Origin of the sequence: Microcystis sp. M113S1 (assembly GCF_020246945.1) — a bacterium.
Classification (GTDB): Bacteria; Cyanobacteriota; Cyanobacteriia; order Cyanobacteriales; family Microcystaceae; genus Microcystis.
On record NZ_JADBSA010000060.1, the window covers coordinates 1 to 11,546 of the forward strand.

Below are 11,546 nucleotides of genomic sequence, written 5' to 3' on the forward strand. Positions count from 1 at the left end.
CTGCCCACAAATAAAATTCAGAGCCGTCCGGGCAGTCGGCAGACGTTAAACTAAAACGCTTGTGGATTCGGTCTGACGGGGGCATAGTCTTCCGATTGTGTCTAGTTAAGAGGAGTAGAAGCAAGAATCTCCCGTCACAGCGTAGCTTGACGGCGAGAGTGTCAAAATTCTAGTTTTTCTAATAGTTGATGTAATCTGGAGGGGTCTTGCAGATAAAGATAGCCGAACAGGGTTTCTAAACTGCTGGCCTGCTGATAGACTTGGGCTGTCAGACGACGGCGTTTTCCCGTGACCGCATTGCGTCCCCGGCGCAGAATTTCTTTTTCTTGGTCTGTCAGATAGGGCTGCAGTTGTTCTAAATCTAAAGCCTGTTGTTCGGCCCTGACTTTGCCCACCACCTGAGCGTGATAGTCTCCCAGACGCTGGGGCGGCAGTAAATAATAGGTGCGGATGTATAATTCATAAACAGCATCCCCTAGATAGGCCAGAGAAGCGGGCGATAATCGGTCAAGACCCTCTAGGAGTTGTGACCCCTCGCCACTTAGCTGTAAGCGAATTTTTTCGAGAGGAGATTCCACGATTTACGCTTTTTCCAGATATTTGATCGCAGCTTCTAGGGTGGGTTGCAGGGAAAAAAACTGCTCCAATCGCACCAGTTTTACGGTTTGAGTTACCCGCGCATTAGTAACAATTTGTAAACTGCCTCCTTCGGTTTTGGCCTTTTTCACCAATTTTACTAAAGCCCCTAAACCGGAGCTATCGATAAAATCAATCTGAGCGAGGCTAATAATCACATCCTTGGGACCTTGATCCACATAGCCTTCGATCACCTTACAAAAAGTCGGTTCGGAAAAGGCATCTAAAAGACCCGTCAAACGGAAAATTTGGTACTTATCTCTGACCTCACGCGTACCTCGCAAGCTGACGGTCAAGTTAATTGCTTCTGGAATAATCGCCTCCTAGCTCTAGAGCCGTAAAAATCAAAACCCTAGTATATCCTAAAAATTTACGACCGATCCTTTTTTGCTTCCCGCATTAAATCAACAAATTTGGCGAACAGATAATCGGCATCGTGGGGGCCGGGACTGGCTTCGGGGTGGTATTGTACCGAGAAAAAGGGCAAAGACTTGTGTTTTAAACCCGCTACGGTGCGATCATTGAGGTTGAGATGGGTAATCTCCACTTGCGGATTTAAAGAGGCTTCCTGCACCGCAAAACCGTGATTCTGACTGGTAATTTCCACCTGTTGCCGCAGTCCACAGGGTTGATTTAACCCGCGATGGCCAAATTTCAGTTTAAAGGTTTCTGCTCCTAGGGATAGCCCCAAAATTTGATGACCCATACAGATGCCAAAAGTGGGTTTTTCCCCTTGCAAAAGTTGCTTGGCTAGGGCAATACCTTCGGTGACAGCCGCCGGATCTCCCGGTCCGTTAGAAAAGAAAATACCATCGGGATTATATGCGGCGATTTTTTCCGGGGGAGTGTCGGCGGGAACCACGATCACCCGACAACCGTAGCTAGCTAAACGCCGGAGAATATTGCGTTTGATGCCAAAATCGATCGCCACCACTGTTAATGGTTCTTGATCACTATCAATTGGTGCAAATTCCCAGGCGGACGGGGTGGGAGTCGTCCATTCGTACACTTCCTTCGTGGTAACTTCTTTAACGAGATTTAACCCCGCCATACTGGGGGCTGCCTGCACCAGCCGCAGTAAATCGTGATAATCCAGTATTTCCGTAGAAATTGCCCCATTCATCGCCCCAACCGAGCGAATTTTGCGGGTCAAAGACCGGGTATCGATGCCATAGATGCCAATAACATGATGAGCGGCCAGATAATCCGGTAGGGATTGGGTAGAACGCCAATTACTGGGCCGGTGGCAGATATTTTTGGCGATCGCTCCTTTCACCTGGGGACGAATTGACTCCTCATCCTCGGGGTTAACCCCCGTATTTCCCAATTCCGGATAGGTAAAAGTGACGATTTGACCAGCATAACTGGGATCGGTGAGGACTTCCTGATAACCAGTCATCCCGGTGTTAAAGACAACTTCGCCGACGGTGGTTCCCTTGGACCCGAAGGAATAACCCTCGTAAACCGTACCATCGGCCAGAACTAATAAGGCTTTTTGACTAGCAGCACTTGATATCATCGTCAATTTTTTAATCTTGAGTAGTGGTGAGAAACAGAAGTCAAGGATAGACTAGAACAGGGACTAGAAAACGAATTGCTTAGTTTTAATTGGCTAGAGCGTTTTATGATTAAGAGTACATCCGCTCAAGGACAACAGTTTCCCCTGACTAGCCATCGGCAAGGTCCTATCGCTTAAAAAATAACTATATAAGTAATATGAGTCCAAGAAAACTGACTGATGCCACGAAAAAAGAAATTCTTAAGCTTTATCGGGAAACGGAGGCCACCACTTCCACCTTAGCCGAGCGTTATGGCGTGAGTAGTTCTACGGTCAGTCGTTTTCTCAAAAATTCTTTTTCTAGCGAGGAATACGAGCAATTAATCCAGAAAAAACGCTTGGCCCGCAATCCTCGTGGCCTCGAGGAGGAGGGAGCAGCCGCGGATTTATCGGAAAAAGCGATCGAGGTGATTAGTTTTCGGGCAGCGCGCATCGAAGCTAAGGATGAGTGGGATTTTGAGCAACCGATCGCTTCTGTGGAACAATTAACCCTGTTAATGGATACCTCTTACCCGCCAGAAGCAGATAATTCGGAAGATACAGAAATTAATGGCGATAAGCCTCTAGAAAACGCTAATTTAAACGAGTTTTTCGTCGAAGCTATCGAGGAAGAGGAGGAGGAAGATGAGCTTGACGAGGATTGGGATGAAGAGGAGGATGAAGATGAAGATGAAGACGAGGAGGAGGAGGAACTAGCGGGCAGCTATTTAGGCCCGACTATCGTTAAAACAGCCCAATTACAGATATTACCCCTATCGGCGGCGGCTTTTCCCAAAACCTGTTACTTGGTCATTGATCGCGCTGCCGAATTAATCACCCGTCCCCTCAAGGATTTTGCCGAATTGGGTAAGGTTCCCCCTCAGGAAATCCAGCAGCGCACCCTCCCCATCTTTGAAAGTCATCGCATCGCTCGTCGTTTCTCCAAGCGCAAGGAAAAAGTGATTAAAGTTCCCGACGGTCGCCTGATCGAAAAAGCTCACGCTCAACTGGAAGCTAAAGGGATCACCCGTCTGCTCATGGATGGTCGTATCTACGCTTTAGAGTAGGGAATTAGGGGATTAGCAGGGGTTGGGAAGTATTTTCAGTGAACAGTAATCAGTAATCAGTAATCAGTGAACCGAAAACTCACATCTGATAACTGATTACTGACTCAAGGCTGACGGATGAGGGCTAAAAAGCTGAATAATCGAGTTTGAACAATAGATAAGTTTTTTAACAAGAGTAGTTTCAGATACTGATTACCCGATGGACTGGGGTAGAATTGGAAAAACCAGTCAAACTGTTTTAGCCAAGCTATTTAACTATGATTAAAATTAACTTGCTGTTCGGGTTATCTTCTCTTAAAAAATCGATAAAAAACTTTACATAAACTCAAAAGAGAGTCTGATAACTAACTCAGCTTTTAGATGAGTTAGTTATCAGACGAAGTTTTTGGGTGCTTTTGTTGATTACTTCTTAACCACCATCTTAAAGTAGAAGAAGGGAGATGAAAGTTAATCAGTTACTAAGACTCTACGAACAAGGAGAGCGGGATTTTTTAGCCATTGACTTGATGAGTCTAGATCTACAACAAGTGACTCTAATCGCTGTCAATTTTGCTGCGGCCAATTTGTGCGGAACTAATTTGAGTCGCTCTTTTCTGACTAAATCAAATCTGCGGGGAGCGAGTTTGAATTGGGCGAATTTAACCTATGCCAAATTAAGTCAAGCGCAATTAGTGGAAGCGGACTTAACCAAAGCCAATCTCACCGGGGCCTTTATGGTACAGGCAAACCTGCGTAACTCGCGATTAAGTGGGGCGGATCTTTCCCAGGCTAATCTCCGGGGGGCGAATTTATGCGGGGCGAATTTATGCGGGGCGAATTTATACTTAGTTAATCTCCAGGAGGCAACCCTAGATAAAGTCAATCTCAATTGGGCTAATTTGCAGGAAGCGCGGTTAAGTGGGGCTAAATGTCGTCAGATTTCCGCAAGGGAAGCCAATTTTAGCGGCTCTTTTCTTAAAGAGGTGGACTTTCAGGGGGCCAATTTAGAAAGGGCTAATTTTAGCGAGGCACGTCTGACGGGTAGTGATTTACGCGGGGCCAATTTAGCGGGTGCTAATCTAGCGGGAGCGCGTTTACAAGAGGTAAATCTACAGGGAGCGGACTTGAGGGGTGCTAACTTGACGGGGACTTGTTTTGAGAGCGTCACTGGTTGGACAGAAACCGCCCAAGAAGATGATATTTTTCCCCTAGACTGGTTTCAGCCCCGTTTTGCCACTTAAAAGTCAATATATCTGCCGAAAGCCCCTCCTTTTCCTATCGATTAACGATTAGCTGGAGTGGTTAATCTTTGGTTAGGAATGGGGATTGGGGGAGCATTATTCGGCTCGTCCTCGAAGGGTAAAGCAGGGGGAGGAGGAGGAGTGGTAGCGGTGGGAGATGGTGCTGGAGATGGACTGGGATTAACGGCAGCGGGGGGATTGTTCGGGGTGACGACGGGTGCGGGAGAGCTAAAACCGAGGAGATCTTTGCCAAAGGGAAAAACATTAGCCCAGCGTTGAATATTGGGATGGCCAAACCAATCTTGACGGGATACCTTGACCGAGAGGAGAGGTGCGATCGCCCCTGATTTTTCGGCCGTTATTAATAAATCAATTTTATTAATACCCTGTTGTTGATTAAAACGACTGATGATAGTTTTCTCTGCTAATTGCGATGCTCTAGTCAATAATCCTTCGTAGGATTCTCCCCGTTTAACTGTGATGGGAAGATTAACAGTGGATTGAGCAAAAACCACATCAACGGCGATAATTCCCGTCAGCAGCGTTAAAACAGTAATAGACTTGTACATAGGACAGACGGTTAAACAGGCACTCCCTCGCTAGGGTCGGGATCTTCCCTGTTAGAGTTCCCCGATCGCTTTCTTAAATTACCACGATCGATCTCTGGCCACAATTGAAAATTTTCCGGCAGCAAAATCGTCCTTGGCTCCTAGCAATAGGCAATAGGGGAATAATTGGGGCTGGCTGAATAAATCTAAAAACTTTGTTGGATAATATCTTTAGGCTTTTTTGCCATCAAAAAGTGCCAGCCATTGGAGTGATCAGAGGGGAAAATTCAGGGACTTTTTCCCTGAAAATTAGGCAATTGACCACCTGAAAATGGCTAAAACCCCACACCCGACACCCCACCCCCACGAAAAACTGTTTCAGCATAACCTAATTATATTTGGCTATATCGACCAGAGGGTTTTAATGATGACACAAACTAGCGAAACCGTTACCTATTCCCTTGAATCTGTCCTGACAAGGATCGAGAGTAAAATCGACACTCTCCAAAGAGATGTTAATCAAAAATTTGACAGTCTCCAAAGAGATATGGATCAGAAAATAGACAATCTCCAAAGAGATATGGATCAGAAAATAGACAGTCTCCAAAAAGATGTTAATCAAAAATTTGACAGTCTCCAAAAAGATGTTAATCAAAAATTTGACAGTCTCCAAAAAGATGTTAATGATTTAAAGGTGGAAGTCACAGAAATCAAAGGAGATATTAAAACTCTTGATCAGAAAGTCGAAGCAATGGATAAACGACTGGAAAAAGTCGAAGATAGTTATGCAATCCTAGTTAAAGATATTGCGGACTTGAAAGGGTTTAAATCCCTGATTATCCCCATGGTTGTAGCTTTTTTAAGTGCCGTGGTAACTTTGGGATTGCGCGGCTTTTTTCTTGGCAATAAACCTTAAATATATCAGGGGATATTTTAATCATCAAGTTTATTTTGTACTCTACCAATAAAATCCATGAGTTTTTGTATTAATCCTCATTGTCCTAAACCGAAAACTATCACGGAGAGTCGTTACTGTCAATCCTGTGGTTCCGACTTGCTTTTAAATGGTAAATATCGAGTCACAAATTTATTGAGTGCCAAAGGTGGATTTGGTAATACCTATGAAGTGATAGATGAACATAAAATACCCAAAGTATTAAAAGTTCTTACCTACGATTCCAGCAAAGCTATTGATTTATTTCAACAGGAAGCTAATCTTTTAAAACAATTAAATCACCCCGGTATTCCCAAAGGAGAAAACTATTTTATTTATCATCCCCGGGAGAGTCAAACTGCTTTACACTGTTTAGTCATGGAGAAAATTGCTGGTATTGACTTAGAAGAATATCAAAAACAAAGAGGATTTAAACCGATTGATTATAATCTCGCTTTGGATTGGTTAACTCAGTTAGCCAATATTCTCCACGAAGTTCATAAACATAAATTCTATCATCGCGACATCAAACCCTCTAATATTATCTTAAAACCCGATAGTCAATTAGTTTTAATTGATTTTGGGGCAGCGCGACAAGTAACTAAAACCGTCCTAGCAGGAGGCAAAAATACAGGAATTTATACCCCCGGATATGCTCCCCCTGAACAATCTCGTGGTCACTCTGTCCCCCAATCAGACTTTTATGCTTTGGGCAAAACTTTCGTCTTTTTGTTAACCGGTAAAGAACCCAGTGACCCGAAAATTTATAATATTAATACCAATGAATTTAACTGGCGTAAATATACCCCAAAAATTCCTTCTCGATTAGCAGATTTTATCGATAATTTAATGGCAGAAAAACCTATTGATCGACCTAAAGATACCAAAACTTTGCTAAAAATTATTACTGATATTAAAGCCAATCCCCATCAAACTAAAAAAACTAAAAATTCTTCTCTTGAAAAACCTAAAATTATTCCTATTCCCAATCCTGCACTTATTTCTTTACTAGCTGCAATTTCTCCCAGTTATGCTGGGTTTTGGCTCCGTTTAAAAGCCTCTTTAATTGATTCTTTTATCGTTCTTATTATCGCCGCTTTATTAGGTGGTTATATCTGTTTTCGCTTACAACAATGGTCAACTTTTCAAGATTTAAACCTTGATTTTGATATAGCCAAAGAAATCTGGGTTTACTACGCAGCAGGATTAAGTGCAGCTGGAACAACAATTTTTGGTTTTGCTTTATTTATAGCAGCAATTATCTATAATATTCAAGCCAAAATTAACTTTACTCACGAGCATATTGCCATCCTGACTGCTCTCGGTTTAGGAATAGTTATTAAATGGTTATATTATGTTTTCTTGGAATATCTTTTTAAAGCCACTATTGGTAAAATGTTTTTTGATTTATCCGTCACCGATAGCGAAGGAAGACGCATATCTTTTGCGAGAGCAAATCGCCGCTACTTACTAAAATGTCTCTCCACTGCTCCCTTATATTTGGGCTTTTTACTGGCAGCCTGGACAAAGAAAAAACGCACCCTTCATGACATGATTTCTGGTACACAAATCCGCAAAAAACAGTAACCAGATACTAGAAAAGTAGGGAGATGAGAGCGGGACAATAGGATAAAATCAACTACAATAGGGACAAGATATTCCTGCTTGGTAATTGGGGGATTGTTTATCTTTTTCATCGATGGGATGACCGCAAGCGGGACACATTTCATAATGTCCTACCTCTAAATTAGCTGTTAGTGCCACTCTTTGATCGAAAACGAAACATTCTCCTTGCCAAAGACTTTGATCGGGACTAACTTCTTCTAAGTATTTCAAAATACCTCCCTCTAGCTGATAAACTTGAGAAAAGCCTTGATTTAATAAAAAAGCTGCCGCCTTTTCACAGCGAATTCCCCCCGTACAAAAAAGAGCTATTTTTTTATCGTTAATACTATCAAAATTGTCCTGAATATACTCAGGAAATTGGCGAAAATGCCCTATTTCCGGGTTAAGAGCTCCCGCAAAAGTACCGATCGCCACTTCATAATTATTACGAGTATCGATAACTACCACGTCCGGCTCTTTCAGCAATTGATTCCACTGTTCAGTTTTGAGATGAATTCCTGTTTTTTCGAGAGGATTAGCCTTGGGTTGACCAAAAGTCACGATTTCCTTTTTTAAGCGAATTTTTAAGCGTTGAAAGGGCAAATAATCGCAAACAGACTCTTTCACCTCTAGATTAGCTAAACGAGTATCGGTTTTTAACCAACTAATCACCTCGGCGATCGCTTGACTGTTCCCGGCGATCGTTGCATTAATCCCCTCGGCTGCCAGAAGAATAGTTCCTTTAATTCCTCTTTCTTGGCAGTATTTTTGTATTTCTGGCTGTTTTTGACGATAATCTGACAAAGCCACAAACTGGTAAAAAGTGGCGACTAGATAAGACATGGCAGGCAAGGGAAAAATTTACTTGTAATATTTTTCACTATAGGTTATAATAAGGAGAGTGTCTCAAAAACCAGATCGGGGGTTTAGCTCAGTTGGTAGAGCGCCTGCTTTGCAAGCAGGATGTCAGCGGTTCGAGTCCGCTAACCTCCATAGCATATCCTCCATAGTTTCCCTTTTGCTTGGTGATTAGCTCAAGTCTTTTTGGGGAGACAATTAGCTAGTTAATTATTAAATGATGTCTCGTACCTATCAAGCTACTGGAATCAATCTGCAAGGAATGGCCTTCGGAGAGGCCGATCGCCTCTTAACTATTTTGACCGCCGAATATGGTTTAATTAGAGCCATCGCTCCCGGTGCGCGCAAGTATAAATCTTCCCTGCGGGGTAGAAGTGAACTATTTGTGGTCAATAATCTGTTAATAGTCGCAGGAAAATCCCTAGATAAGGTCGTTCAAGCTGAAACTATCGAATCTTATCCCAAATTAAGTCAAAATCTCGCCAAACTCACCGTTAGTCAATACCTCTGTGAACTGGTTTTGGCGATCGCCCTGAGCGAACAACCCCAGAGGGAATTATACGAATTAATCTGCAGCCATCTGGCCAGAATTGAAGTCCTCGACGAAAATCAATACATACTTCCCTATCTTTGTCAAGCAATTTTTCATTTCTTAATAATTGCTGGCTTAGTGCCGCAAGTCCATAACTGCCTGTTGACGGGAAAAGCTTTAATTAGGGACAATTGCCTAGGATTCAGTTTCGAGGCAGGGGGAATAATAGATCTAGCTGCCCTCACAGAAACAATCAACCCGCCCAAAATCGATAGTAAACTGACGCAGCAAGAACTGCAATTACTGCAATGCCTAGGAAAAACAGATTTTCCCCCAGAAGAAAACCTTACCTCAGAACTAGCTTGGATTAACCTCGATCGCCTGCTGCGCCGCTATACTCAGTATCATCTGGGAAAAACTTTTCGCTCCTCGGCATTAGTTGAGGGTTTATCTCCCTTAGAATTTTAAACAGATAGCAACAATCATCATAATGCAACTGTTTGACTCAGAAACTGACGACGCTACGTCTAGCGACTCCTCCACTCCTGTTTTTAATTCTTCCGATTCCTCACCGAGGCAATCCGACGCAGAAACCATGAACCGCTTGCCTAAACGTGCGCCCAAATCCAATCCTAGTCAGGGTTTTGCCCCAGTGCTAAAAAACCCGCGCTTTCTCACTCTCTGGGCGGGGGGAATTTTTTCCCAATTAGCGGATAAATTCTATTTAGTCCTGATGATCTCCCTAATTGCCACCCATTACCAAAAAGCCGATCAGTCAATTAGTGGCTGGGTATCGGCGATAATGATTGCTAATACAATTCCGGCGGTGTTAGTGGGTTCGGTGGCGGGTGTATATGTTGATAGATGGTTAAAAAAACAAGTTTTAGTTATTTCTAACCTTTTACGCGGGGCTTTTGTCCTCCTCATTCCCCTATTATTATGGTTAGTGCGCGAGCAAACTTTAGCCGTTCCCCTCGGTTGGTTGCCTGACGGGTTAAGAAATTGGCATTACCGGCTACAAGGAGAATTTAATTTACCCTTCGGTTTTTTCCTGTTGTTAGTCATTACTTTTCTTGTCTCCACCTTAACCCAATTTTTTGCCCCCGCCGAACAATCTACCCTGCCATTAGTGGTAAAACGCCGTCATCTTTTGCCGGCTAATTCCCTCAACACTTTAACCACCATGGCGGTATTAATTATCGGTTTTGCCATCGGTGAACCTTTATTAGCTTTTGCTGATAGTATTTTCGGCACCAGAGCCGGACAATTTGATATTGGCAAAGTGATGATTGTCGGTGCTTTTTATATAATTGCCGGTTTAATTCTAATTATCCTGCGAACTAACGAAAAATATGTCATTCCTACCGCAGAACAGCCCCATGTTTGGGAAGATATCCGCGACGGCATTCGTTACCTCAACAAAAATCATAAAGTTCGTAATGCTCTGATTCAATTAGTCATCTTATTCTGTATTTTTGCTGCTCTATCGGTATTAGCCGTCAGTATGGCCGAAAAACTACCCGGGTTAAAAGCTTCTCAATTTGGCTTTTTATTAGCCTCCTGTGGTGCAGGAATGGCAGTTAGTGCGATTACCCTAGGTTATTGGGGCCAAAAATTCTCCCACACCCAATTAAGTCTCTGGGGTTCCCTGGGTATGGCGGCAGCTTTAATCGGTTTATCTCTAGCCACAAAGAGTTTAATTTTAGCCTTCGCTATGACCGCTTTATTGGGCATTTTTGCCGCTTTAGTCGGGGTTCCCATGCAAACTACCCTACAGGCAGATACACCCCCCGAAATGCGCGGTAAAGTCTTTGGTTTAGAAAATAATGCCGTTAATATTGCCCTCTCTTTACCCTTAGCTGTTGCGGGTATCGCCGAAACTCAATTCGGACTCCGACCGGTACTATTAGCTTTAGCAGTTATGGCAGTTATCGGCGGTGGTTTTACTTGGTATGTTTCTCGCTCAGTAAACAGTAAACAGTAAACAGTAAACAGTTATCAGTTAGCAGTAAATGGTTCCCATTCTAGTGCCTTTTTTGCCACCTCGACAGTGACAAAGATTGTTAAAAGTTTCGAGGGTTTGATCGAGTTGCAAGCGAACCAACCGATAATCGCACCCAATATCAAAAAAGCGATTGAGCGCCAGTTTTTCAGTTCCCCTACTTTTTCGGCAAGATCGGCTGTTTTGTCGATCGACGGTTTCCAATCTTCTAGACGGGTTTCGATCGAGGTGAGCCGCTTATCGATATTTTCTGTTTTTGCACTCAGAGACTTGATGTCTGACTTGATTTCTGATTGTCCATTTTCTAGGCTAGTTAATCGGGACTCGATCGCTCTCATACCACCAACGATTAAATCTTCCAACCTTTTCAGATCATTCTCGGTAACTGCTGTCATGGGTTAAACTCCTCGAAGCTGATTTTTTTGCCCCAACCCGATGCCGGTCGAGTTAGCGATAACTTTAATTATGGTCTGCTGAATAAATCTAAAAACCTTGTTGGGTAAGACTTTTAGACTTTTTGTCAATCAAAAAGTACCAGGCATGGGAGTGATCAGGGGGAAAATTCAGGTACTTTTTCCCTGAAAATTAGGTAGTTGACCACCTGAAA

At 43.1% G+C, this 11,546-nt stretch carries 11 protein-coding genes, 1 tRNA gene and 1 pseudogene; 7 read left to right on the forward strand and 6 right to left on the reverse strand.

Features of this window, described 5'->3' with window-relative positions:
* Positions 1 to 161: 161 nt before the first annotated feature.
* The 3 genes from IM319_RS03515 to carA all read right to left on the reverse strand — a co-directional run bounded on the left by IM319_RS03515 (position 162) and on the right by carA (position 2,155).
* Positions 162 to 578 (reverse strand): Mini-ribonuclease 3, encoded by a 417-nt coding sequence (locus IM319_RS03515; protein WP_287077165.1) that lies wholly within the window; start codon positions 576 to 578, stop codon positions 162 to 164.
* Between the two features lie 3 nt (positions 579 to 581).
* Positions 582 to 932 (reverse strand): STAS domain-containing protein, encoded by a 351-nt coding sequence (locus tag IM319_RS03520; RefSeq protein ID WP_287686072.1) that lies wholly within the window; start codon positions 930 to 932, stop codon positions 582 to 584.
* A gap of 74 nt (positions 933 to 1,006) precedes the next feature.
* Positions 1,007 to 2,155: a glutamine-hydrolyzing carbamoyl-phosphate synthase small subunit gene (carA, locus tag IM319_RS03525; protein ID WP_286826607.1), complete on the reverse strand. Its 1,149-nt coding sequence runs from the start codon at positions 2,153 to 2,155 to the stop codon at positions 1,007 to 1,009.
* Between the two features lie 197 nt (positions 2,156 to 2,352).
* Here carA and IM319_RS03530 point away from each other — a divergent pair, with 197 nt between their 5' ends.
* Complete coding sequence (locus tag IM319_RS03530) at positions 2,353 to 3,240, forward strand: helix-turn-helix domain-containing protein (protein ID WP_287734661.1); 888 nt, start codon at positions 2,353 to 2,355, stop codon at positions 3,238 to 3,240.
* Between the two features lie 440 nt (positions 3,241 to 3,680).
* Complete coding sequence (locus IM319_RS03535; protein WP_287734662.1) at positions 3,681 to 4,460, forward strand: pentapeptide repeat-containing protein; 780 nt, start codon at positions 3,681 to 3,683, stop codon at positions 4,458 to 4,460.
* Positions 4,461 to 4,501: 41 nt separating this feature from the next.
* Here the strand turns inward: IM319_RS03535 and IM319_RS03540 are convergent, their stop codons facing one another.
* A complete protein-coding gene (locus IM319_RS03540) occupies positions 4,502 to 5,029 on the reverse strand; it encodes a hypothetical protein (protein ID WP_286826624.1) in 528 nt (175 codons plus the stop codon).
* 406 nt (positions 5,030 to 5,435) lie between these two features.
* Here IM319_RS03540 and IM319_RS03545 point away from each other — a divergent pair, with 406 nt between their 5' ends.
* Both IM319_RS03545 and IM319_RS03550 read left to right on the forward strand, forming a co-directional pair.
* The gene (locus IM319_RS03545) at positions 5,436 to 5,924 is read left to right on the forward strand and encodes a polyhedral envelope protein (RefSeq protein ID WP_287734669.1); all 489 of its coding nucleotides are present in this window, start codon (positions 5,436 to 5,438) and stop codon (positions 5,922 to 5,924) included.
* Positions 5,925 to 5,981: 57 nt separating this feature from the next.
* A complete protein-coding gene (locus tag IM319_RS03550; protein WP_287734664.1) occupies positions 5,982 to 7,529 on the forward strand; it encodes a protein kinase domain-containing protein in 1,548 nt (515 codons plus the stop codon).
* 48 nt (positions 7,530 to 7,577) lie between these two features.
* Here the strand turns inward: IM319_RS03550 and IM319_RS03555 are convergent, their stop codons facing one another.
* Complete coding sequence (locus IM319_RS03555; protein ID WP_286826757.1) at positions 7,578 to 8,390, reverse strand: rhodanese-related sulfurtransferase; 813 nt, start codon at positions 8,388 to 8,390, stop codon at positions 7,578 to 7,580.
* 77 nt (positions 8,391 to 8,467) lie between these two features.
* Between IM319_RS03555 and IM319_RS03560 the strand changes: the two genes are divergently transcribed.
* From IM319_RS03560 to IM319_RS03570, 3 genes are all read left to right on the forward strand, one after another.
* A tRNA-Ala gene (locus IM319_RS03560) sits at positions 8,468 to 8,540 on the forward strand.
* Between the two features lie 82 nt (positions 8,541 to 8,622).
* The gene (gene recO, locus IM319_RS03565) at positions 8,623 to 9,405 is read left to right on the forward strand and encodes a DNA repair protein RecO (RefSeq protein ID WP_287684724.1); all 783 of its coding nucleotides are present in this window, start codon (positions 8,623 to 8,625) and stop codon (positions 9,403 to 9,405) included.
* Between the two features lie 22 nt (positions 9,406 to 9,427).
* Entirely contained in the window at positions 9,428 to 10,921 is a 1,494-nt protein-coding gene (locus IM319_RS03570; RefSeq protein ID WP_287734666.1) for an MFS transporter, read from the forward strand.
* A 116-nt stretch (positions 10,922 to 11,037) separates the two neighbouring features.
* Here the strand turns inward: IM319_RS03570 and IM319_RS03575 are convergent.
* Positions 11,038 to 11,334, reverse strand: a pseudogene (locus tag IM319_RS03575) (hypothetical protein); the annotation flags it as partial.
* Positions 11,335 to 11,546 lie beyond the last annotated feature (212 nt).

What these genes read in the sequence shown, in the direction of transcription:
- recO (WP_287684724.1), top strand. Translation starts at nt 8,623, where the DNA reads ATGATGTCTCGTACCTATCAAGCTACTGGAATCAATCTGCAAGGAATG.
- IM319_RS03555 (WP_286826757.1), bottom strand. Translation starts at nt 8,390, where the DNA reads ATGTCTTATCTAGTCGCCACTTTTTACCAGTTTGTGGCTTTGTCAGAT.
- IM319_RS03540 (WP_286826624.1), bottom strand. Translation starts at nt 5,029, where the DNA reads ATGTACAAGTCTATTACTGTTTTAACGCTGCTGACGGGAATTATCGCC.
- IM319_RS03535 (WP_287734662.1), top strand. Translation starts at nt 3,681, where the DNA reads ATGAAAGTTAATCAGTTACTAAGACTCTACGAACAAGGAGAGCGGGAT.
- IM319_RS03570 (WP_287734666.1), top strand. Translation starts at nt 9,428, where the DNA reads ATGCAACTGTTTGACTCAGAAACTGACGACGCTACGTCTAGCGACTCC.
- IM319_RS03530 (WP_287734661.1), top strand. Translation starts at nt 2,353, where the DNA reads ATGAGTCCAAGAAAACTGACTGATGCCACGAAAAAAGAAATTCTTAAG.
- carA (WP_286826607.1), bottom strand. Translation starts at nt 2,155, where the DNA reads ATGATATCAAGTGCTGCTAGTCAAAAAGCCTTATTAGTTCTGGCCGAT.
- IM319_RS03550 (WP_287734664.1), top strand. Translation starts at nt 5,982, where the DNA reads ATGAGTTTTTGTATTAATCCTCATTGTCCTAAACCGAAAACTATCACG.
- IM319_RS03545 (WP_287734669.1), top strand. Translation starts at nt 5,436, where the DNA reads ATGACACAAACTAGCGAAACCGTTACCTATTCCCTTGAATCTGTCCTG.